The 20,011-nt window shown below is 67.6% G+C and carries 26 protein-coding genes and 1 riboswitch; of the genes, 20 read left to right on the top strand and 6 right to left on the bottom strand.

Annotated elements, in window-relative coordinates; all coding sequences use genetic code 11:
• The first annotated feature begins 95 nt into the window (after positions 1–95).
• The 6 genes from cobM (at position 96) to D5084_RS07085 (ending at position 5,740) form a co-directional block, all read left to right on the top strand.
• Entirely contained in the window at positions 96–881 is a 786-nt protein-coding gene (gene cobM / locus D5084_RS07060; protein ID WP_128514804.1) for a precorrin-4 C(11)-methyltransferase, read from the top strand.
• Complete coding sequence (locus D5084_RS07065) at positions 878–2,212, top strand: cobyrinic acid a,c-diamide synthase CobB (RefSeq protein ID WP_202910035.1); 1,335 nt, start codon at positions 878–880, stop codon at positions 2,210–2,212. The genes cobM and D5084_RS07065 overlap by 4 nt, the downstream gene beginning before the upstream one ends.
• Before the next feature lie 97 nt (positions 2,213–2,309).
• Positions 2,310–3,038, top strand: a complete 729-nt coding sequence (gene cobA, locus D5084_RS07070) for a uroporphyrinogen-III C-methyltransferase (protein ID WP_128514805.1) — start codon at positions 2,310–2,312, stop codon at positions 3,036–3,038.
• A 43-nt stretch (positions 3,039–3,081) separates the two neighbouring features.
• Positions 3,082–3,301, top strand: a riboswitch (cobalamin riboswitch).
• Between the two features lie 31 nt (positions 3,302–3,332).
• Complete coding sequence (locus D5084_RS07075) at positions 3,333–4,007, top strand: energy-coupling factor ABC transporter permease (protein ID WP_128514806.1); 675 nt, start codon at positions 3,333–3,335, stop codon at positions 4,005–4,007.
• A gap of 55 nt (positions 4,008–4,062) precedes the next feature.
• On the top strand, positions 4,063–4,803 hold the full coding sequence (cobF, locus tag D5084_RS07080; protein ID WP_128514807.1) for a precorrin-6A synthase (deacetylating): 741 nt from the start codon (positions 4,063–4,065) through the stop codon (positions 4,801–4,803).
• On the top strand, positions 4,796–5,740 hold the full coding sequence (locus tag D5084_RS07085; RefSeq protein ID WP_128514808.1) for a phosphotransferase enzyme family protein: 945 nt from the start codon (positions 4,796–4,798) through the stop codon (positions 5,738–5,740). The genes cobF and D5084_RS07085 overlap by 8 nt, the downstream gene beginning before the upstream one ends.
• Positions 5,741–5,745: 5 nt before the next feature.
• Here the strand turns inward: D5084_RS07085 and D5084_RS07090 are convergent, their stop codons facing one another.
• Complete coding sequence (locus D5084_RS07090) at positions 5,746–6,630, bottom strand: DMT family transporter (protein ID WP_128514809.1); 885 nt, start codon at positions 6,628–6,630, stop codon at positions 5,746–5,748.
• The gene (locus D5084_RS07095; RefSeq protein ID WP_128514928.1) at positions 6,630–7,514 is read right to left on the bottom strand and encodes a LysR family transcriptional regulator; all 885 of its coding nucleotides are present in this window, start codon (positions 7,512–7,514) and stop codon (positions 6,630–6,632) included. Before D5084_RS07095 ends, D5084_RS07090 begins: the two co-directional genes overlap by 1 nt.
• A gap of 148 nt (positions 7,515–7,662) precedes the next feature.
• Here D5084_RS07095 and D5084_RS07100 point away from each other — a divergent pair, with 148 nt between their 5' ends.
• The 14 genes from D5084_RS07100 to D5084_RS07165 all read left to right on the top strand — a co-directional run bounded on the left by D5084_RS07100 (position 7,663) and on the right by D5084_RS07165 (position 17,288).
• A complete protein-coding gene (locus tag D5084_RS07100) occupies positions 7,663–8,547 on the top strand; it encodes a glycosyltransferase (protein WP_162302395.1) in 885 nt (294 codons plus the stop codon).
• 186 nt (positions 8,548–8,733) lie between these two features.
• The gene (ffh, locus tag D5084_RS07105; RefSeq protein ID WP_128514811.1) at positions 8,734–10,245 is read left to right on the top strand and encodes a signal recognition particle protein; all 1,512 of its coding nucleotides are present in this window, start codon (positions 8,734–8,736) and stop codon (positions 10,243–10,245) included.
• On the top strand, positions 10,245–10,781 hold the full coding sequence (locus D5084_RS07110) for a GNAT family N-acetyltransferase (protein ID WP_128514812.1): 537 nt from the start codon (positions 10,245–10,247) through the stop codon (positions 10,779–10,781). The genes ffh and D5084_RS07110 overlap by 1 nt, the downstream gene beginning before the upstream one ends.
• Positions 10,778–11,350 (top strand): GNAT family N-acetyltransferase, encoded by a 573-nt coding sequence (locus D5084_RS07115; protein ID WP_128514813.1) that lies wholly within the window; start codon positions 10,778–10,780, stop codon positions 11,348–11,350. Before D5084_RS07110 ends, D5084_RS07115 begins: the two co-directional genes overlap by 4 nt.
• On the top strand, positions 11,347–11,643 hold the full coding sequence (locus tag D5084_RS07120) for a chorismate mutase (protein WP_128514814.1): 297 nt from the start codon (positions 11,347–11,349) through the stop codon (positions 11,641–11,643). Before D5084_RS07115 ends, D5084_RS07120 begins: the two co-directional genes overlap by 4 nt.
• 43 nt (positions 11,644–11,686) lie before the next feature.
• The gene (rpsP, locus tag D5084_RS07125; protein WP_128514815.1) at positions 11,687–12,052 is read left to right on the top strand and encodes a 30S ribosomal protein S16; all 366 of its coding nucleotides are present in this window, start codon (positions 11,687–11,689) and stop codon (positions 12,050–12,052) included.
• Between the two features lie 52 nt (positions 12,053–12,104).
• Positions 12,105–12,689: a 5,6-dimethylbenzimidazole synthase gene (gene bluB, locus D5084_RS07130; RefSeq protein ID WP_238382552.1), complete on the top strand. Its 585-nt coding sequence runs from the start codon at positions 12,105–12,107 to the stop codon at positions 12,687–12,689.
• Positions 12,689–13,189 (top strand): ribosome maturation factor RimM, encoded by a 501-nt coding sequence (gene rimM / locus D5084_RS07135; RefSeq protein WP_128514817.1) that lies wholly within the window; start codon positions 12,689–12,691, stop codon positions 13,187–13,189. The genes bluB and rimM overlap by 1 nt, the downstream gene beginning before the upstream one ends.
• Positions 13,190–13,250: 61 nt before the next feature.
• Complete coding sequence (locus tag D5084_RS07140) at positions 13,251–14,219, top strand: hypothetical protein (RefSeq protein WP_128514818.1); 969 nt, start codon at positions 13,251–13,253, stop codon at positions 14,217–14,219.
• A 43-nt stretch (positions 14,220–14,262) separates the two neighbouring features.
• Entirely contained in the window at positions 14,263–15,066 is an 804-nt protein-coding gene (gene trmD / locus D5084_RS07145) for a tRNA (guanosine(37)-N1)-methyltransferase TrmD (protein WP_128514819.1), read from the top strand.
• Positions 15,067–15,345: 279 nt separating this feature from the next.
• Entirely contained in the window at positions 15,346–15,720 is a 375-nt protein-coding gene (gene rplS, locus D5084_RS07150) for a 50S ribosomal protein L19 (RefSeq protein ID WP_128514820.1), read from the top strand.
• Positions 15,721–15,731: 11 nt separating this feature from the next.
• On the top strand, positions 15,732–15,953 hold the full coding sequence (gene rpmE, locus D5084_RS07155) for a 50S ribosomal protein L31 (protein WP_128514821.1): 222 nt from the start codon (positions 15,732–15,734) through the stop codon (positions 15,951–15,953).
• Between the two features lie 50 nt (positions 15,954–16,003).
• Complete coding sequence (locus tag D5084_RS07160) at positions 16,004–16,381, top strand: hypothetical protein (protein WP_128514822.1); 378 nt, start codon at positions 16,004–16,006, stop codon at positions 16,379–16,381.
• A gap of 97 nt (positions 16,382–16,478) precedes the next feature.
• On the top strand, positions 16,479–17,288 hold the full coding sequence (locus D5084_RS07165; RefSeq protein WP_128514823.1) for a division plane positioning ATPase MipZ: 810 nt from the start codon (positions 16,479–16,481) through the stop codon (positions 17,286–17,288).
• Here D5084_RS07165 and D5084_RS18325 read toward each other — a convergent pair.
• The 4 genes from D5084_RS18325 to D5084_RS07180 form a co-directional block, all read right to left on the bottom strand.
• A complete protein-coding gene (locus D5084_RS18325) occupies positions 17,257–17,430 on the bottom strand; it encodes a hypothetical protein (protein ID WP_155523105.1) in 174 nt (57 codons plus the stop codon). The genes D5084_RS07165 and D5084_RS18325 overlap by 32 nt on opposite strands.
• Before the next feature lie 150 nt (positions 17,431–17,580).
• Complete coding sequence (locus tag D5084_RS07170) at positions 17,581–18,372, bottom strand: glycoside hydrolase family 25 protein (RefSeq protein ID WP_128514824.1); 792 nt, start codon at positions 18,370–18,372, stop codon at positions 17,581–17,583.
• Between the two features lie 65 nt (positions 18,373–18,437).
• Positions 18,438–18,788, bottom strand: coding sequence for a carboxymuconolactone decarboxylase family protein (locus tag D5084_RS07175; RefSeq protein ID WP_128514825.1), 351 nt, complete (start codon positions 18,786–18,788; stop codon positions 18,438–18,440).
• Between the two features lie 60 nt (positions 18,789–18,848).
• Positions 18,849–19,925, bottom strand: coding sequence for an NAD(P)/FAD-dependent oxidoreductase (locus D5084_RS07180; RefSeq protein ID WP_128514826.1), 1,077 nt, complete (start codon positions 19,923–19,925; stop codon positions 18,849–18,851).
• Positions 19,926–20,011 lie beyond the last annotated feature (86 nt).

Below are 20,011 nucleotides of genomic sequence, written 5' to 3' on the forward strand. Positions count from 1 at the left end.
TGTCTCGCCTCTGCGCGCGACGGGCGCGCAACCGGCTCGGGCGTGCGCGCCGCGCGGGAGTATTTGGGAAAAGAGCAAATGCAGGAGTGGTTCAGGTGACCGTCCATTTCATCGGGGCCGGGCCGGGGGCTGCGGACCTTCTGACGATCCGGGGGAGGGATCTGATCGCGGCCTCTCCCGTCTGTCTTTATGCCGGGTCGCTGGTGCCCGAGGGGGTGCTGGCGCATTGTCCGCCGGGTGCGCGGCGCGTGAACACCGCGCCAATGTCGCTGGACGAGATCATCGCCGAGATCGTCGCCGCGCATGCGGCGGGGCAGGACGTGGCGCGGCTGCATTCCGGGGACCTGTCGGTCTGGTCGGCGATGGGCGAGCAGCTGCGGCGGCTGCGCGAGCTGGGCATTCCCTATGACGTGACGCCGGGCGTGCCGTCCTTTGCAGCAGCGGCGGCGGCGCTGGGGGTGGAGCTGACGCTGCCGGGCCTTGCGCAGTCGGTGGTGCTGACGCGGACAGAGGGGCGCGCAACGCAGATGCCCCCGCGCGAGACGCTGCCCGCCTTTGCCGCGACCGGGGCGACGCTGGCCCTGCACCTGTCGATCCACCTGATCGACAAGGTGACAGAGGAGCTGATCCCGCATTATGGCGCCGACTGTCCGGTGGCGGTGGTCTGGCGGGCCTCCTGGCCCGATCAGCGGATCATCCGGGCGACGCTGGCCACGCTGAAGTCTGCGGTCCCGGAAGAGGTAGAGCGGACGGCGCTGATCCTTGTCGGCCCCGCGCTGGCGCAGGAGGGGTTCGAGGAAAGCCGACTTTACGCCGGCGACTACGACCGCCGCTACCGTCCCGTCGGCACCCATCCGCGCTTTCCGGGGACCGGCCGATGATCCCGGGCCTTCTTGTCGCGGCTCCGGCAAGCGGCTCCGGCAAGACCACGGTCATGCTGGGTTTGCTGGCCGCGCTGCGCGAGAGTGGGCTGACGGTGCAGCCGTTCAAGAACGGGCCGGATTACATCGACCCGGCCTTCCATCGGGCGGCGAGCGGGCGGGAGAGCTTCAATCTCGACAGCTGGGCCATGCCGGGGCCAATGCTGGACGGGATGCTGTCGGCGGCCGAGGGCGCGGATCTGGTGCTGGCCGAGGGCTCGATGGGCCTGTTCGACGGCGTTGCGGCCAGGGGGGCCACGGGGAACGGCGCCAGCGCGGATCTTGCGGCGCGGATGGGCTGGCCGGTCGTGCTGGTGATCGACGCCTCCGGTCAGGCGCAGACGGCGGCGGCGGTGGCGCTGGGGCTGGCGCGGTTCCGCCCGGCTGTGCGGGTGGCGGGGGTGATCCTGAACCGGATCGCCAGTGCCCGGCACGAGGCTCTGGTGCGCGCGGGCATGGAGGAGGCGGGGCTCTCGGTCCTTGGTGTCCTGCCCAAACGCGCGGCGATTGCGATGCCCGAGCGGCACCTTGGCCTCGTGCAGGCCGAAGAACAGCCTGCGCTGCAAGCACTGATCGCCCAGGCCGCCGCCCTGATGCGCGAAGGCGTGGACCTGGACGCGCTGGTGCAGGCGGCAGGTGCCTCCCCTCCCACGGGTGGAGAGGGGACGGGGGGCACCGCCCGGCTGACACCGCCCGGCCAGCGCATCGCGCTCGCCCGCGACGCGGCCTTCAGCTTCGTCTATCCGCATCTTCTGCACGGCTGGCGCGCGGCGGGGGCCGAGGTGCTGCCCTTCTCGCCGCTGGCCGACCAGGCCCCCGACCCCTCGGCGGATGTCTGCTGGCTGCCGGGCGGCTATCCCGAACTGCACGGCGCGACCCTGGCAAACGCCGACCGCTTCCGCGCCGGTCTTCATGCCTTTGCCGCGACAAGGCCCGTCCACGGCGAATGCGGGGGCTACATGGCGATGGGCGAGGCGATCGTGGACAAGGACGGAACGCGGCACCGGATGGCGGGGCTTCTGGGTCTTGTCACCAGCTTCGAGACGCGGAAGATGCATCTTGGCTACCGCAGCGCAAGGCTGATGCAAGGCATCCCCGGGCAGGCCCCGGGGCAACTGCTGCGCGGGCATGAGTTCCACTATTCCACCATCCTCGCCCAACCCGACGCACCTTTGGCCGCGGTCACGGATGCAACCGGCGCGCCGGTGGCGGAAACCGGCAGCACTCGACTCCAGCCCGGCGGCGGGCTATCGACCGGCACCTTCTTTCACCTGATCGCGCCTGCCCCATGACCCGACCTGTCCCGCCCGGCCCCGGAGTTTTCGAAAACTCCGGTTCAGAGCCTTCAAAGGCTCTGGTCCGATTTCTTCGAAGAAATCGGGGGCGCGGATGACCGGTTTCGTCACCTTCGTCTCTGCCGGACCCGGCGACCCGGAGCTTCTGACCGTCAAGGCGGTGAAGGCGCTGGAGCGGGCCGATGCCGTGCTGTTCGACGACCTGTCCTCTGGGCCGATCCTCGCCCTGGCGAACCGGAAGGCCGACATGGTGGGCGTGGGGAAACGGGCCGGGCGCGCCTCGCCCAAGCAGGACCATGTGAGCCGCCTTCTGGTCGACTATGCCCTGACCGGGGCGCATGTCGTCCGCCTGAAGTCCGGCGACAGCGGCATCTTCGGGCGGCTGGAGGAAGAGCTGACCGCAGTCCGCGCGGCTGGCATCCCTTGCGAGATCATCCCCGGCGTGACCTCCGCCTCGGCGGCAGCGGCGGCGGCGGGCATCCCGCTGACCCGGCGCCAGCACGCGCAGCGCATCCAATTCATCACCGCCGCCGACGTGACCGGCAACCTGCCGCCGGGCCTGAACCTGCCCGCGCTGGCCGACCCGCAGGCAACCACCGTCATCTACATGGGCAAGCGCACCTTCCCCGCGCTGGCCGCAGCCCTGATTGCCCATGGCCTGCCGCCAGAGACCCCCGCGCTTCTGGCCGAGGCGGTCTCGACCCCGGATCAGAACCTCCACCGTTCTACCGTCGCCGCGCTGGCCGAGCGGCTGGCGCAGGACCGCTCGCCGCTGCCGGGGCTGATCCTCGTGGGGCCCCTGGCCGAGGGCGTCGCGGACTGATCGTCGCGTGTCGCCTTCCATCTTGCCTCGCGACCAGGACAGGCGCAGAAAGGCAGGGCAAGGTGTCCCATCAGGCGCAAAGCGCCGGGACTGAAACGGGAATGAGGAGCGGGCGGACCCTGACGGGCGCCCGTGACATCAGCCGCCCCCGCGACTGTCAGCGGTGAGCGGGTCTTCCTCAGCCACTGTCCCCGACGGGATGGGAAGGCGAAGACCCTCCACGATCCGCCAGCCAGGAGACCGGCCCTGCAAAAGAAGCAAACCGCCGTCGGGTGTGACGGTCAGGAGGGACTTATGCATATCGAACCGGGCCTCGTCAGCGAGGCAAAGATCGCGCTCAGCTACGCCACCGCTGCCGCCGCGGGGGGCGTCGCCCTTTACCACATCGCCAGCGCCACGAAGGAGCGGGGGCTGACTTCGGTCGCCATGCGCTCGCTCATTGCAACCGCTGGCGTCTTCTGCTTCTTCGAAGTGCTGCCGCACTTCCCCATCGGCGTCAGCGAGGTGCACCTGATCCTCGGCTCCACCCTGTTCCTGATCCTGGGGGCCGGACCCGCCGCCATCGGCCTTGCCATGGGTCTTCTGATCCAGGGCCTGTTCTTCGCGCCCTTCGACCTGCCGCAATACGGGATGAACGTCACGACGCTTCTGGTGCCGCTCTTTGCGCTGTTCGAGGTGTCGAAGCGGGTGACCGCACCCGGTACGGCCTATGTGGACCTGCAATACCGGCAGGTGCTGGCCCTGTCGCTGGTCTACCAGGGCGGAGTCGTCACCTGGGTCGCGTTCTGGGCTATCTACGGCCAGGGCTTCGCCGCTGCGAACCTTGCCGCCATCGGCACGTTCGGCGTCGCCTACATGGCCGTCGTCCTGATCGAGCCGCTGGTCGACCTCGCCGTGCTGGCGGCGGCCAAGGCGATCCGCGCCTCGGGGTCCGTCCTCGTGACGCCGCGCCTCTACACGGCGGCCTGATCCCATCGGGCGCGGCCTTGGCCTTCGGGCCGCGCCTCTGCTAAAGCCCGGGCCCATGACCACGCTTTTCCTCATCGGCATCGGCACCGGCAACCCCGACCACGTCACCGGTCAGGCGATCCGCGCGCTGAATGCGGCGGACCTGATCCTGATCCCCCGGAAGGGCGCGGCGAAGTCCGACCTTGCCGATCTGCGACGCAAGATCCTGTCGCAGGTCCTGACCGCCCCGGTCCCGGTCGCCGAGTATGACGTGCCGCAACGCGCCGACCAGGACGACTATCTTGGCGCGGTCAACGACTGGCACGGCGCCATCGCGCAGGTCTGGGCCGAGACGATCGCCGCCCGTCCCGGCGCAGACCGGGTCGCGCTGATGGTCTGGGGCGATCCTTCGCTATACGACAGCACCCTGCGCATCGCGGCGCGGCTGACCGGCGTGACCGTGAAGGTCGTCCCCGGCATCACCAGCCTGCAAGCCCTGACCGCCGCCCATGCCATCCCGCTGAACACGCTTGCCGCGCCCGTCACCATCACCACCGGCCGCCAGTTGCGCGACCATGGCTGGCCGGAGGGCGCCACAACGCTGGCCGTCATGCTTGACAAGGGCGGCGCCTTCACGGTCCTGCCGCCCGACACCGAAATCTGGTGGGGCGCCTATGTCGGGATGCCGGAAGAGACGCTGATCCACGGCACCCTGGGCGAGGTCTCCGACCACATCCTCGCCACCCGCGCCCGGCTTCGGGCCGAGCATGGCTGGATCATGGACATCTACCTTCTGCGACGGGGCGGCGATGTCTGACCTGATCCGCCGGGCCCTGCCTGCCTACGACCTGCCCGAGGATACGCCGCTCACCCTCCTCAATCGCTCGGAAAACGAAACCTGGCGGGCAGGTGACCTGATCCTCCGCCTCCACCGCGAAGGCTATCACACCAGGCCCGAAATCGCCTCGGAGCTCGCCTGGCTGACCGCGCTGCAAAACCTGCCCGGCCTGAACACCACGCGCCCGATACCCGGAGCGCAAGGCCTCGTCACCGAAATCGACCGCCGCTACATCGTCGCCTTCGCCCCCATAGAAGGGCAGGAGCTTCGGCCCGGCGACGACCTTGCCCGCTGGTTCGCACCCCTGGGCGAGATCACCGCCCGACTGCATCTGCACGCCCGCCAGTGGATCCCGCCGCAAGGCTTCACCCGCAAGCGCTGGGACGTGGACACCATCCTCGGCCCCCGGCCCCACTGGGGCCACTGGCGGCAGGCACAGGGTCTCGACCCGCAGGGCGCGGCGCTGCTGGATCGCGCGACCGCGGCTCTGGCGGACAGGCTGCGCGCCTATGGCACGGGACCAGAGGTCTTCGGCCTGATCCACGCCGACCTGCGGCTGGCGAACCTGATGGTGGATGGCGAGCGGCTGACCGCCATCGACTTCGACGATTGCGGGTTCGGCTGGTGGGCCTATGACCTCGCCGCCGCCCTGTCGTTCATCGAAACCGATCCCCGCCTGCCCGCCCTGATCGCTGCCTGGGTCCAGGGCTATACCCGCGTCGCCCGCTTGCGCCCCGAAGACCGCGCGATGATCCCGTCGCTCGTCTTCCTGCGCCGGGTGCTTCTGACCGCCTGGCTGTCCACCCGCGCCGACAGCGATACCGCCGCCGCGCTGGGCGGCCCCGTTTATACCGGGGGCACGCTCGACCTGGCCGACCGCTATCTGACCGACGGTCTGTCGGCATTCCGCCCCTGACCGCCCTACTCCTTCAACAGCAGCCCCAGCGCCAGCATCGTCAGCGCCACCCCGACCAGCACCAGACCGGGCGGCGTGGCACCGTGCAGGGCGATCTCCCACAGGATCACCCAGCTTGGCACAAGATAGGTATAGGCCATCACCTTCGCCGCCGGCAGCCGCAGCGAGGCATATTGCAGCAACACAAAGGTCATCGCGCTGGCCGCCACCGCCACATAGACCAGCGTCACCCAGACGATCCCCGGCAGCGCGGCCCAGTCGGTCGCCAGAAGCGCAGGCCAGGCGTAGATCGTCAGCACCGCCAGCCCGCCCAGCATCATGCCGAAGGTGAAGACCACGGCAGGCTCTCCCCGGTTCAGCTTGCGGACCAGCGGCGTGTAGGCGGCATGGGCCAGACAGCCGACAAGGTAGATCACCTCACCCTTGCCGATATGCAGCGCAAGCAGCGCGCGCAGGTCGGCCCGGAAGATCACCCACAACGCCCCGCAGCCGCCGATCGCCAGCGCCACGGCCATCCGTCCGGTCAGCCTCTGCCGCAGGAACAGCCAGCCGAACCCCGCCGCCATCAGCGGCGTCAGGGTAAAGACCGCCGCTGCCGACACCGGGGCCGCCGTCTTCAACCCCTCGAACATCAGCACGAAATAGATGCCCATCAGCGCACCCAGCACCAGATAGCGCCAGGGCGCGACCCAGGCCTGTCGCGGGATCCCCCTCGTCGCCGCCGCCGCCCCGACCAGCGCCCCGGCCAACAGGAACCGCACCACCGCCAGGGCTCCCGGATCGACAAAGGGCGCCGCCAGCCCGCCCAGCGAGAAGGACCCCGCCACCAGCGCCGAAAAGGCCAGCATCGCCAGATGCCCGCGGGCGGGCTGTGACAGGGCGGCGAACATCAGGTGCAGGACTTCCAGTCCTTCGCGGCATCCTTCAGATGGGTCAGGAAGGCCTGGACCTTCTTGGTCCGGTGCAGATCGACATGGGTGACGATCCGCAGCGGAGACTCCCACTCCGGGCGCGTCGGCAGCACCTCGACCAGATCGGGATCCTCGGCGGCACGGAATGCCATCATGAAGCCGATCCCCAGACCGTTGCGCACCGCAAGCTCCAGCGCCGCCGCCTCGGTCGCGGCAAAGGCGATCTGGTCGGGTTGCACCGTGGCGCGCAGCCAGCGGTGAAACGGCGCCCGGGTCACTTCGGCATCGGTGCAGACAAAGCGGTGCCCCTCGAACTCTGCCTCGGACGCAGGCTTGCCGAACCGCTCGACATAGGACCGCGCGGCATAGAGCCCCGCCTTCACCCGGCTCAGCGGCTGCACGACGTTGTCGGGTTCTTCCGGCCCGGCCCCGGCCCGGATCGCCACATGCGCCTCGCCGTAGTCCAGCCGGAAAACCCGCATGTCGGTCAGGAACCGCACCCGGACATCGCGAAACTTCTCCTGAAAGCCGGTGATGACCGGGATCAGCAGGTCGGAAATCCCGGCAATCGAGGTCACGACCAGCTCGCCCGCGACGGTCTCGCCCTGGCCCTTGATCCGGCTGACCAGATGCGCGAACTGCTCCTCGGTGGTCTGCGCCACCGCCAGCAGATCGCGCCCCGGCTCGGTCGGCGTGTATCCCCGCGCGTGGCGCTGGAACAGCTTGACCCCCAGCCGCCTTTCCAAAGCGTCGATGTGGCGGATCACGGTGGCATGATGCACGCCCAGCACCTCGGCAGCGCCCGAGACAGTGCCCAGCCGGGCGACCTGATAGGCCGTGCGGATCTCATCCCAGTTTTCCATCATCGCCCCGCAGTTGGTGCATGAACGCACATCAGCCGGTTTTTCCCGTCAGCGCAAGGCATGGCCCGGACCGGGCTGATGCCTTGACTTGGATGCCGAGACCGTCGCTTTTGTCGCGCAGGTAGTAAGCAGTAAGGAGACAGTCCCGGTGTTCGAGCAGCGCGCAATCTACGGCCATATCCGGTTTTCGTTCTACGGGCTGACCGACACGCGCACCCAGCCGGACGAGGACGGGGCCGCACTTGCCCGGCTTTACGACGAAACCCGCATGGCCCGGCGCTTCTTCCTGTTCGAGAACCTGACGCTTCCCAGCCTGATGCATCAGACCGACAAGGATTTCCGGACCGTCATCATGTCGTCCGAGGTGATGCCCGACCGCTTCAAGCACCGCCTCAGCGCGCTTGCGGCGAAACTGCCCGGCGCGGTGGTCGAATACTCGCACCATCAGCGCGGCGACCTGGCCTTCCACAAGTACATGGTCGAGGCCTCGGGCTACAAGGGACGCGCCAATTCGGTGCATTTCCGGCTGGACGACGACGACGCGGTGTCGGTGAACTACATCGCCCGCCTGCGCGAGGTGACACGGATCCTGTCGCCCGCGACCCATGTCACCTTCCCGACCGGCATCTTCGTCTTCCCCGCCAGCCCGACCGAAGCGGTGGGCGTCTCGATGGTCCAGCAGCGCTATCTGACCGCGATCGGCCTGGCCACGGTGAACGGCCCCAGCTTCCAGAAGAACCCGTTCCAGATGCAGCATGGCAACGTCTGGACCCGCTGGCCCGTGGTGTCCGACCCCAGCTTCTGCTCGCACATCCGCAGCCAGCATTTCGAGAATGACTCGGGCGCGATGCAGGACAGGATCCTGACCGCCGTGCAGCGCGAACGCAACAGTCGCCGGGGCAAGCGCCACGCCTCGGCCGTGGACCGGCGGTTGTCCGAGACCTTCCCCTGGATCGACCGCGAGACGCTGGATGGCCTGATCGCCCGCTGCGAGGCCGTGAAATCCCTGGCGGACCTGCCGCCGGTGACCTGACCGGCCCTTGACTCGCAAACCTGCCCGGCGTATCCGCCCCGTAATTCCCCGGAGGCATCAGCTTCCGGTCCCTTGGGCATTTCCCGGGATCGCCATCCGTCAGCGCGTCTGCGCCCACGGGTGCCTTTCCGCTTTGCGCCAGGGCTTCGCCGCCCCATATCGGGGCAAACAGCACGAGGTGACGCGATGTTCGAAAGCCTGTCCGAACGCCTTGGCGGCGTCTTCGACCGTCTCACCAAACAGGGGGCGCTGTCCGAAGCCGACGTCGTCACCGCGCTGCGCGAAGTGCGCGTGGCGCTTCTGGAGGCTGACGTCTCCCTCCCCGTCGCCCGGGACTTCATCAAGCGCGTGACCGAAAAGGCCACCGGCGCGGCGGTGACCAAGTCGATCACCCCCGGCCAGATGGTGGTGAAGATCGTCCATGACGAACTGATCCGCGTGCTGGCGGGTGACGGCCCGGCCGAAGCGCTGAAGATCGACAACCCGCCTGCGACGATCCTGATGGTCGGTCTGCAAGGCTCGGGCAAGACCACCACCACCGCAAAACTGGCGAAGCGGCTGAAGGAAAAGAACGGCAAGAAGGTCCTTCTCGCCTCGCTCGACACCAACCGCCCGGCGGCGATGGAGCAGCTGGCGATCCTCGGCACCCAGATCGGGGTGGACACGCTGCCCATCGTCAAGGGCGAAACCGCCGTTCAGATCGCCAGGCGCGCCAAGACCCAGGCCAGCCTCGGCGGCTATGACGTGCTGTTCCTGGATACCGCTGGCCGTCTGCACATCGACGAAGTGCTGATGGACGAGGTGCAGGCGGTCCGCGACATCGCCCAGCCGCGTGAAACGCTCCTCGTCGTCGACGGCCTCACCGGCCAGGACGCGGTGAACGTCGCCACCGAATTCGACGGCAAGGTCGGCATCACCGGCGTCGTCCTCACCCGGATGGACGGCGATGGCCGCGGCGGTGCAGCGCTGTCCATGCGCGCCGTCACCGGCAAGCCGATCCGCTTTGTCGGCCTGGGCGAGAAGATGGACGCGATCGAGCCCTTCGATCCCGAACGCGTCGCTGGCCGGATCCTCGGCATGGGCGACATCGTGGCGCTCGTCGAAAAGGCGCAGGAAACCTTCGAGGCCGAACAGGCCGAACGCATGGCCAAGCGTTTCGCCAAGGGTCTGTTCAACATGAACGACCTGAAGATGCAGCTGGAACAGATGCTGAAGATGGGCGGGATGCAGGGCCTGATGGGCATGATGCCAGGCATGGGCAAGATGTCCGCCCAGGCCGAGGCGGCGGGTCTGAACGACAAGATGCTCCATCACCAGATCGCGCTCATCAACTCGATGACCAAGAAGGAACGCGCGAACCCCGACCTCCTGCAAGCCAGCCGCAAGAAACGGATCGCCGCCGGCGCGGGGCTTGAGGTGTCCGATCTCAACCGTCTGCTGAAACAGCACAAGCAGATGGCCGAGATGATGAAGCGGATGGGCAAGGGCGGCATGATGAAGCAGATGATCAAGCAGTTCCTTGGCAAGGGCGGCATGCCCGACCCCTCGAAGATGTCGCCCGAGGAACTGGCCGAGATGGCCAAGGGCATGCAGGGCGGCCTTGGCGGCATGGGCGGCGGCCTGCCGCCCGGCATCGGCGGCCTGCCCCGTGGCATCACCCTGCCTGCGGGCCTCTCGGGGCTGATGAAGAAGAAGTGATGCCCAGCCCCGCGCACCAGATCACCGTGACGATCCCGGTCATTCAGACCGAACGTCTGGTGCTGCGCGAACCGCGCGAGGCGGACTTTCCCGCCATGCTCGCCTTCAACGACAGCCCCCGCGCCGCCTTCGTCGGCGGCGGTGCGCCGCGTCAGCAGGTCTGGCGCGGCCTTCTGGCCAATATCGGCCTCTGGGCGCTGCGTGGTCACGGGTTCTTCTCGGTGGATACCAAGGCAGGCGACTTCATCGGCCGGATCGGCGTGCTGTTCCATGACGGCTGGGATGAACCGGAGCTCGGCTGGCACCTTTTCGACGGCTATGAAGGTCAGGGTTACTGCGTCGAGGCCGCCCGTGCGGCACGGGCCGACTATCACGCCCGCCTGTCGGCCAAGCCTCTCATCAGCTACATCGACCCGGCGAATGCGAAGTCCGAAGCCGTCGCCCGCCGCCTTGGCGCGGTGCCGGAACGCGAGACGGTGTTCTTCGACAAGACCATCAACGTCTGGCGCCACCCCGCCCCGGAGGCACAACCGTGAGCCGCCCCTGGGAAGCCCCGCCCTTGACCGGCGCCGCGACGGTGCGGGCCGACCGCTTCGCCGCCCTTGTCCCGGTGATCGAGACCGACCGCCTGCGCCTGCGCGCACCCGGAATCGGCGATTTCCCGATCTATGCCCGGTTCCTGATCGACGACGCACTCGACAGCGCCACCGAGGACGACCGCGAATCCGCCTGGCTGGACTTCTGCCAGCTTGTCGCCTCGTGGCCGTTGCGCGGGTTCGGCCCCTGGACGGTCGAGGACCGCACCGGCCGGCCGGCCGGGGCAGTGGTGGTGAACCACGAATACGGCGATCCCGAGCTGGAACTCGGCTGGGTGGTGGCCCGGGGGCATGAGGGTCAGGGCATCGCCACCGAAGCCGCCCGCGCTGCGCGAGCGTGGCTTTTCGCCACGCAGGGTGTGGCGACGCTCGTCTCTTACATCGACCCGGCCAATGCCGCCTCGGTCGCGGTGGCAGAACGGCTGGGCGCCCGCCGCGACCCGGTTGCCGAGGCCGCCATCGGCCACGACTGCCTTGTCTATCGCCACCAGCCGGAGACCGCCCGATGACCGATGCCGCCGCCCGCGCCGCCGCGCTTCTGAAGGACCATCGCGCCTCGATCGACCGGCTGGACGCGATCCTCGTCTACACGCTTGCGGAACGCTTCAAGCAGACCAAGGCCGTGGGGCGGCTCAAGGCCGAACACGACCTGCCGCCCTCGGACCCGGCTCGCGAGGCGCAGCAGATGGCCCGGCTGGATCAGCTTGCGAAAGAGGCCGACCTCGACCCCGACCTGGCCAAGAAATTCCTGACCTTCATCATCAGCGAAGTCATCAGGCATCACGAGAAACTACAGAAATAACAGGGGCTTGCCCCCTTTATCAGCCATCTGAAGGAGAAACATCATGGCTATGAAAATCCGTCTCGCGCGCGGTGGTTCCAAGAAGCGCCCGTTCTATTCCATCGTCGCTGCCGATTCGCGGATGCCGCGCGACGGCCGCTTCATCGAGAAGCTGGGCACCTACAACCCGCTGCTGGCCAAGGACGACGAAAAGCGCGTCGTGATGAACCTGGAGCGCGTGCAGCACTGGCTGTCCCAGGGCGCGCAACCCACGGATCGCGTTGCCCGTTTCCTCGAAGCCGCCGGCGCCCGCCCGAAGGCCGTCCGCAACAACCCCAAGGCCGGCACCCCCGGCAAGGCCATGGCCGAGCGCGCCGCCAAGAAAGCCGCCCGCGCTGCCGCTCCGGCTGCCGAACCTGCTGCCGAGTAAGACTGTGGTCGGCCAGTTCAGCCCAGCGTTCCGGGACGAGCTGGTCACCCTGATGCGGTGGCGGCGCGATGTGCGCCGCTTCCGCACCGACCCCGTGCCGGAAGACGTTCTCGCCCGCTGCCTCGAGACCTTGTCCCTCGCTCCCTCGGTGGGTCTATCCGAGCCCTGGCGCATCCTGCGGGTCCTCAGCCCATCCAGTCGCGCCGCCTGCCTTGCCAACTTCCGGGACTGCAACGCCCGTGCCCTGGACGGCCTTGACGGTGCCAAGGCTGCAACCTACAGCCGCCTCAAGCTGTCCGGCATGGCAGAGGCCCCGATCCAACTCGCCGTCTTCTGCGACGACACGACGACCAAGGGTTCCGGCCTCGGCGCCGCAACGATGCCCGAAACGCGCGCCTATTCCGTCGTCGGGGCCATAACCCTTCTCTGGCTGGCGTTACGAGCGGAAGGTCTCGGCCTTGGCTGGGTGTCGATCCTTGACCCCGACCGGCTTGCACGCGACCTTGACGTTCCCCCCGGCTGGCGTTTCATCGGGTATCTCTGCATAGGCTGGCCGGAAAAGGACGACATGGTGCCCGAACTTGAACGCGAAGGTTGGGAAAGCCGAAGCCCGGCCCTTCATCTGGAGACACGCTGATGTCCGACCTGATCTGCGTGGGCGCCATCGCCGGGTCGTTCGGCGTATCAGGCGAGGTCCGGCTGAAATCCTTCTGCTCGGAACCGACCGACATCGCCTCTTACGGCCCGCTTCGCACCGAGGACGGCCGCGAGTTCAGCATCACCCTGACGCGCCCCGTTTCGGGCGGCCTGGGCGCCAGACTCAAGGGGATAAACACCAAGGAACAGGCCGACGCCCTGCGTGGCACCAGTCTGTTCGTCCCCCGAAACCGGCTGCCCTCGCTGCCCGATGACGAATACTACCACGCCGATCTGATCGGCCTGGCAGCCTATGACACTGGCGGTGCGCTGATCGGAAAAGTCACCGCCGTTTACAACCATGGGGCGGGAGATATCCTTGAAATATCGCCCACTGGTCACAAATCGGCCCTGCTTTTGCCCTTTACGATGGCAATCGTGCCCAATGTCGATCTGGCGGCGGGACGCATTGTTGTCGATCTGCCGGAAGAGTCCGACTGATCGTCCGGCCCGGCCGGGTCCGGGACTGGAACGAGGGAGAGGGTTGGTCATGCTGACACGCATGCGCCTGGTGAAAGGTGCGACAGCACTCTTGTATATCGGACCGCTGATTGCCGGGCTGTGCGGCTTTGGCTGGACCATGCTTGCCCCCTTCACCGCGATCTTCGTCGTCTGGCTGATGGTCCTGCGTCCCGAACAATGGCCGGCCTCGCCCGAGGAATGGCTGACCGGAAAGGCCTGGCTTGCCGCGCTTGCCCAGGTCCTCTCGCAGGTCGTGCTGGTCGCCGTCCTTGTCGCCATCGGGCGCGGGCTGGGCGGGCTTGCCGATATCGGGACAGTGTCGGTCAATCCGGTCCTGCCTCTGTCCATCTCGTTCGTGGCGATCCCCCTTTGCCGGATGCTGTGGGATTCGCACGAGGCGGCAAGCCTTGGCTACTACCTCGACGAAGAAGCCGAATCGGCCCATTCCGAAAGCGCCGCGGGCGATGCGGTCCGGGCGATCATCCCCCTGCTCAACCTGCCCGACACGGCCCCCGATGACGAAGTTGCGCGCCTGGTGGGCGAAACCCTCGCCGTCGTGACCGCCGACCTGCGGCTTGATGCCCTGCGCGCCGCTCTGGCCGCACCGCACCGCAGCCACGCAGCCCTGCGACGCGGCCTTGTCCTCTGGGCCACCGAGCCCGAGATCGTCGCCCCGGCCCTGGTGCCCGAGGGGATGGCAAAGGCCTTCGAGATTGCCAACGGCAATCCCGACATCCTGCGGCTTTACATCCCGCGCGCGGTGGCGCTGCTTGCAGCCTTCCCGAACCGGGTGGAAGACTTCCCTCACCCCGACGATCTGCGCAAGGCCGCCGACGCCGAGCCTGCCCCCGGCGACGACCTGCCTGCCCATCTGCAGGCCGATCTGCGCGAGGGCCTGCTTGCCCTTGCCCGCTCGATCGAGGCCGCTCGCGCAGGGACGGCACCGCCCGCGCCGCGCCCGGTGACCGAGCCCGTCCGTTCTGCCCGGATCAGCGCCGGCCACGCCTGAGGCGGGACTTCCCAGCCGGGGCGTTTCACGCTAAGCCCCGGCCATGTCCAATGTCCGCCCGCCTCCGAAAAGCCACGGCCGCCTACAGGTCCGCGCCAGCCTGACGCCGCGTGACCTGATGGAGGAACCCCGCCTCGTCAAGGGCGCCTTCACGGCAAAGATCATCACCCTGTTCCCCGAGGCTTTCCCCGGCACGCTGGGCCTGTCGCTGACCGGAAAGGCGCTGGACTTCGGGCTATGGCAGCTGGAAACCATCGACCTGCGCAGCTTTGGCGAAGGCAAGCACCGCAACGTCGATGACACCCCCGCCGGCGGCGGCGCCGGGATGGTCCTGCGCCCCGACGTGGTGGATGCCGCCTTCCGCCACGCCCGCATCGGCACCCCCGTCGACCGCGCCCGCTGGCCGGTCATCTACCTCTCTCCCCGCGGCGCGCCCTTCACCCAGGCCACCGCCCGCCGCCTGGCGCAGGCCGAGGGGCTGACCCTGCTATGTGGCCGTTTCGAGGGCGTGGACCAGCGTGTCCTCGACCACCATCAGGTCGAGGAGATCAGCCTCGGCGATTTTGTCCTGACCGGCGGCGAGATCGCCGCCCAGGCGGTGCTTGACGCCACCGTCCGCCTGATCCCCGGCGTCCTCGGCAATGCCGCCTCGACCGAGGAGGAAAGTTTTTCCGACGGCCTGCTGGAACATCCGCACTACACCCGCCCCGCCGTTTGGGAGGGACAGGAGATCCCGTCCGTCCTGCAATCCGGCAACCATGCCGAGATCGCCAAGTGGCGCCGCGCCCAGGCAGAGGCCCTGACCCGCGCCCGCAGGCCGGATCTTTGGGAGAAGCGCGGGAAATAGGGCGCTCTGGCCCCCCGCTCCCTTGACCCTTGCGCCGCCAACCCCTATACGCGCCCGGTCCGGGGTGTAACGCTCATCGGACCCGATTCCCCTTGCCTGCCTGCCTTCTTCCGCAGGGCCATCGCATGGGGACGGCACGACAGAAAAGCAGGCGCCACCTGCGGCGGGCTTCCTGGTGATCCAGTTGTGGGCAACCAGGGGGGACCCGGACGAAGACCGGAAGCTCTGGCGCGGCATCACCTCTGCGGAAAACACCGCAGGCAGAACTGGAGACAGCGCATGAACCTCATCGCGCAACTCGAGGCGGAACAGATCGCCGCCCTCGGCAAGACCATCCCGGATTTCAAGGCCGGCGACACGATCCGCGTCGGCTACAAGGTGACCGAAGGCTCGCGCAGCCGGGTGCAGGCCTATGAAGGCGTCTGCATCGGCCGCAAGGGCGGGGCGACGATCGGTGCCTCGTTCACGGTCCGCAAGATTTCGTTCGGCGAAGGCGTGGAGCGTGTGTTCCCGCTCTATTCGACCAACATCGATTCCATCGAAGTGGTCCGCCGCGGCAAGGTGCGTCGCGCCAAGCTGTACTACCTGCGCGCGCGCCGCGGCAAATCGGCCCGGATTGCCGAAGTCACCAACTACAAAGAAAAAGCCGAGTGAGGAGTGGAGCCATGAAAGCCGATACCCATCCCGACTACCACACCATCACCATCAAGATGACCGACGGCACGACCTATCTGACGCGCTCGACCTGGGGCAAGGAAGGCGACACCATGTCGCTGGACATCGACCCGCTGGCGCATCCGGCCTGGACCGGCCAGCAGGCCAAGCTGATGGACACCGGCGGCCGCGTGTCGAAGTTCAAGAACAAATACGCCGGCCTGGGGTTCTGATCCTGCCTGCAGCGACACTGAAGAAGGGGCACGCCGCGCTGCGTGCCCTTTTGCTTGCCGGGGCGGCGACCCTGCCTTTGGCTTCGCAGGCGGAAGTGGCCCTGCATCCGGTCGAGGGGCTGTGGGGTTTCGAACTGGCCGATGACATGACCTGTGCGGCCAACCCCGTGAGCATCGACCTGACCGACAATAGGCAGCAGCTGGTGTTCAGCTGGCCCAAGACGGTTCAATACTCGGACGGCACAGCGAACGACGGCGTGACTTTCACGGTTGTTGGCCTGGACGGATTGCGTTTGCAGCTGCGCCGCGACCGTGATGGAGTGGTCGCCAGCATCACCGTTGCCCCGGATGGGAAGTCCTTCCAGTATGAAGAGAATGATCCGAACGCAGGCAGTCGCTTTGACCGCTGCGACGACCTGGCCAGCTGATGGGCCAAGCCGCGAAATCCCCTGGAGATCATCCCTTCCCGCTTCCCCCCCGGAAGCCGAGCGCATATGAAAGCGCCGGGAACGGGAAGGGGCGACCGTGGCGCATATCATCGTTGTGGGAAATGAAAAGGGTGGATCGGGCAAATCGACCACCTGCATGCATGTGGCAACCGCCCTGTCGCGCCTGGGTGCCCGGGTCGGTGCACTTGACCTCGACCTGCGGCAGAGGTCTTTCGGCCGCTACATCGAAAACCGTCGGGCGTATCTGGGCCAGGTCGGACTGACGCTGCCAACGCCCGACTACCGCGAGCTGCCCGAGGTCGATCCCGCGAGCATCGCCGAAGGCGAGAACGCCCAGGACCTGCGCCTGACCCGCGCGATCGAGGCGATGCATGCCGAGATGGACTATATCGTCATCGACTGCCCCGGCAGCCACACGCGGCTGTCGCAGGTGGCCCATACCCTGGCCGATACGCTCATCACCCCGCTGAATGACAGCTTCGTCGATTTCGACCTTCTTGCGCGTGTCGATCCGGTGACCGGCAAGATCAAGGGGCCGTCGATCTATTCCGAAATGGTCTGGGGCGCGCGGCAGATGCGGGCACAGGCGGGGCTGCAACCGATCGACTGGATCGTGGTGCGCAACCGGCTTGGCGCGCAGGCGATGCACAACAAGAAGAAGGTCGGCGCGGCGCTGGAGGAACTGTCACGCCGCATCGGCTTTCGCGTGCTGAACGGGTTTTCCGAACGGGTCATCTTCCGCGAACTGTTCCCGCGCGGCCTGACGCTTCTGGATCTCAAGGATACGGGCGTCGATCAGCTGAACCTGTCGAACATCGCCGCCCGACAGGAGCTGCGCGACCTGATGACCGGCCTCAGGCTTCCGTCTCTGGCTGTCGGTTTTTGAACACCGGGCCGCCAAGCCCCTGCTGATTGACCACGCGGATGCGCCTCACCTTCTTCAGGCGCTTCTCGAATGGAGTGTCTTCCTCGGCCTTGCGAGCACGGCCAAGACCCAGTTTCTTCAGAATGCGGATCGTTTTATCCATCTTGGGCGTCCTATGTTCGATGCCCCAAGAATCATCGGCAAGCAGGGCAGGACTAAGGCAGCTTAGGTCAAATGGTGCGACATGCCTGTGCTCATTTGGCGACAGATTGTCTCCAATTGCGCCACATATAGGGCATGTCGCCCGGGAATGTCATAGGGATCGTTGTGCCAACCAGTCGGCCCAGGCCTGCCGCGATCCGGCGAAGGCATTGATATCCACCGGCCCGGCAATACCCGCCACGACCCCGGTCGAGGTATATTGCCAGAAGCTCCACGCCTTTCCGTCGTAGACGCCGTGCGGATGATCCGCGACAGAGCGGAGCCAGAACTCCACCCCCTGCAACCGCCAAAGCTCGGTGTCGCGGAAGAAATCGACCGTGGTGTAGATCAGCGGACGCTGGCCGTAGTGGCGCTCCAGGATGTCCATGAAGATCCGTGCCTCGTCGCGGATCGTCGCCCCGTCGCGGCGGATCGTGCAGGTCGGGCTGGTCGGCGTCCATTCCATGTCCAGAACCGGGGGCAGCATCCCGGGCGTCTTCGGCACCGCCTTGATGAACCAGCGCGCCTGCTCGGCCGCCGGTCGGCAATGGTAGAAGAAGTGGTAGGCCCCCCGCCGGACCCCTGCCGCCCCCGCCCCGCGCCAGTGACTGTCAAACATCGGGTCGACCATGTCGCCGCCCTCGGTCGCCTTGATGAAGGCGAAGTTCACCCCGTTGGCCCGCGCTGTCGGCCAGTCGATGCTGGTCTGGAACCGTGACACGTCGATGCCATGCACCGGATAGCGGTCGGGCGATCTCCCCGGCCAGTCGGTCGGCTTGCGGTCGTCGAAGTTGGCGCTCATCACCGTGACCTCGCCAACCGCCACCGGGGCCGGGTCACGACGTTGGGTGCCGCCACAAGCGGTCAGGGCAAACAGGGCAACAAGGGTCAGCGCACGGATCATTCCCGGATGCTGCCAAGGCCCGCCGGCCCTGTCACGCCCCGAATTCATCCGTCGGCGGAAAAGCCTCAGCCCGCGCGGGTTGCCAGTTCGTCCCAGCAGGCCAGCGCATGGCCGGCATACATCAGCCCAGGCCCGCCGCCCATCTGGATCGCCATCGCCAGCACATCGCCCAGTTCCTCGCGCGAGGCACCCGCCTTCATCAGCGCCTCGACGTGAAAGTTGATGCAAGGCTCGCAGCGCAGGATCACCGACATCCCCAGCGCGATGAACTCCTTTTCCTTCGGGCCCAGCGGCCCGGCCTCCTTTACCCCCTTGGACAAGGCGCCAAAGCCCTTGGCGGCCTCGGGCACCAGGGCGTTCAGGGCGCGCAGCTCGCGGCGCATCTCGGTGATCTTGCTGGCATAGCTTTCGGTCATGGCGGTCTCCTGCTTCGGCCCCGTCTTGCACGGGCCCGGGGATCGCCACCTTGACGTCGATCAACCGAACCGCGACGGCGCCAGTTGCGCGACCAGCCCCGCGTCAAGCTCGGGGCGGCGGCCGCCGATCAGGTCCGCTGCCAGCCTGCTCGCCGCTGCACTGGTCTGGAAGCCATAGCCACCCTGACCCGCCAGCCAGAAGAACTTGGGCTCCCGCGCGTCCGGCCCGATCACCAGCACCCGATCCGGCGCAAAGGTCCGCAGTCCTGCCCAGTTGGAGATCAGCCGCGTCACGGGTTCCGTCACCATTTCCTCATAGCGCGCCAGCCCTTCGGCCAGCACCATGTCGTCGGCCCAGGCGTCGTGCGGCTCCATCGGGTCCTCTTCGGCAGGCGAGACGATCAGCGCCCCGGCATCGGGCTTGGCGTACCAGTCCTCGCCCGGGCCGAACATCATCGGCCAGCGGCTCACGTCATGCCCGCCCGGCGCGGGGATCCGGGCCATCGAGCGGCGATAGGGCGTGAAGCCCAGCGGCCTGACCCCGGCCATCGCCGCAACCTGATCCACCCAGGCCCCCGCTGCGTTGACGATCATCCTTGCCGTGAACTCTCCGGCGGTCGAGCTCACCCGCCACCCGGAACCGTCCTTGACGATCGCGCTGACCCGCGCCTTCGTCAGCACCTGCGCCCCGCGCCCCTTCGCCTCACGCGCAAAGCCCTGCACCAGAAGGTCGGTGTCCACATCCTCGGCATGGGCCGCATAGCCCGCCATGGCCACTGTCTCGGGGTTCAGGATCGGCACGATCCCCCGCGCCTCGTCCACGCTGATCCGGTCGAACGCCATCGAGACGAGGTCATGCTCGAAGGCCTCGGCCACGTCCGCCTTGGCCACCAGCAAAAGCCCCCTGGGCGACAGCACCCCTGGCAGCGACCGGAAATAAGCCTCCGACGCCATCGACAGCCCGACGACCGCCGGCGCACCATAGCGCGGCTCGAACAGCGCCGCCGACCGGCCCGAGGCATGGTGCGCCAGCGCGTCCTCGGCCTCCAGCACGATGACCGACCCCAGTTCGGACATCCGCGCCGCCGCCGAGATCCCGGCAATCCCTCCGCCGATGATCAGGAAATCCGCGTCCATTGCACCCCCCGAAAGCCAAGGGGCACCGATGGCCGGTGCCCCTCTCGTCCTGTATGGCATAACGCGGCAGGCGGGACGGACGCAAT

This window comes from Tabrizicola thermarum (assembly GCF_003574395.1).
In the GTDB taxonomy this organism is placed as follows: Bacteria; Pseudomonadota; Alphaproteobacteria; order Rhodobacterales; family Rhodobacteraceae; genus Tabrizicola; species Tabrizicola thermarum.

Excerpts from the sequence above, each read along its gene's own strand:
- D5084_RS07110 (WP_128514812.1), top strand. The coding sequence starts at position 10,245 with ATGCCCAGCCCCGCGCACCAGATCACCGTGACGATCCCGGTCATTCAG.
- D5084_RS07175 (WP_128514825.1), bottom strand. The coding sequence starts at position 18,788 with ATGACCGAAAGCTATGCCAGCAAGATCACCGAGATGCGCCGCGAGCTG.
- ffh (WP_128514811.1), top strand. The coding sequence starts at position 8,734 with ATGTTCGAAAGCCTGTCCGAACGCCTTGGCGGCGTCTTCGACCGTCTC.
- rimM (WP_128514817.1), top strand. The coding sequence starts at position 12,689 with ATGTCCGACCTGATCTGCGTGGGCGCCATCGCCGGGTCGTTCGGCGTA.
- D5084_RS07075 (WP_128514806.1), top strand. The coding sequence starts at position 3,333 with ATGCATATCGAACCGGGCCTCGTCAGCGAGGCAAAGATCGCGCTCAGC.
- D5084_RS07065 (WP_202910035.1), top strand. The coding sequence starts at position 878 with ATGATCCCGGGCCTTCTTGTCGCGGCTCCGGCAAGCGGCTCCGGCAAG.
- bluB (WP_238382552.1), top strand. The coding sequence starts at position 12,105 with ATGCGGTGGCGGCGCGATGTGCGCCGCTTCCGCACCGACCCCGTGCCG.
- cobA (WP_128514805.1), top strand. The coding sequence starts at position 2,310 with ATGACCGGTTTCGTCACCTTCGTCTCTGCCGGACCCGGCGACCCGGAG.
- D5084_RS07180 (WP_128514826.1), bottom strand. The coding sequence starts at position 19,925 with ATGGACGCGGATTTCCTGATCATCGGCGGAGGGATTGCCGGGATCTCG.
- D5084_RS18325 (WP_155523105.1), bottom strand. The coding sequence starts at position 17,430 with ATGGATAAAACGATCCGCATTCTGAAGAAACTGGGTCTTGGCCGTGCT.
- D5084_RS07085 (WP_128514808.1), top strand. The coding sequence starts at position 4,796 with ATGTCTGACCTGATCCGCCGGGCCCTGCCTGCCTACGACCTGCCCGAG.
- trmD (WP_128514819.1), top strand. The coding sequence starts at position 14,263 with ATGTCCAATGTCCGCCCGCCTCCGAAAAGCCACGGCCGCCTACAGGTC.
- D5084_RS07095 (WP_128514928.1), bottom strand. The coding sequence starts at position 7,514 with ATGGAAAACTGGGATGAGATCCGCACGGCCTATCAGGTCGCCCGGCTG.
- D5084_RS07120 (WP_128514814.1), top strand. The coding sequence starts at position 11,347 with ATGACCGATGCCGCCGCCCGCGCCGCCGCGCTTCTGAAGGACCATCGC.
- D5084_RS07140 (WP_128514818.1), top strand. The coding sequence starts at position 13,251 with ATGCGCCTGGTGAAAGGTGCGACAGCACTCTTGTATATCGGACCGCTG.
- rplS (WP_128514820.1), top strand. The coding sequence starts at position 15,346 with ATGAACCTCATCGCGCAACTCGAGGCGGAACAGATCGCCGCCCTCGGC.
- rpsP (WP_128514815.1), top strand. The coding sequence starts at position 11,687 with ATGGCTATGAAAATCCGTCTCGCGCGCGGTGGTTCCAAGAAGCGCCCG.
- cobF (WP_128514807.1), top strand. The coding sequence starts at position 4,063 with ATGACCACGCTTTTCCTCATCGGCATCGGCACCGGCAACCCCGACCAC.
- D5084_RS07090 (WP_128514809.1), bottom strand. The coding sequence starts at position 6,630 with ATGTTCGCCGCCCTGTCACAGCCCGCCCGCGGGCATCTGGCGATGCTG.
- D5084_RS07170 (WP_128514824.1), bottom strand. The coding sequence starts at position 18,372 with ATGATCCGTGCGCTGACCCTTGTTGCCCTGTTTGCCCTGACCGCTTGT.
- rpmE (WP_128514821.1), top strand. The coding sequence starts at position 15,732 with ATGAAAGCCGATACCCATCCCGACTACCACACCATCACCATCAAGATG.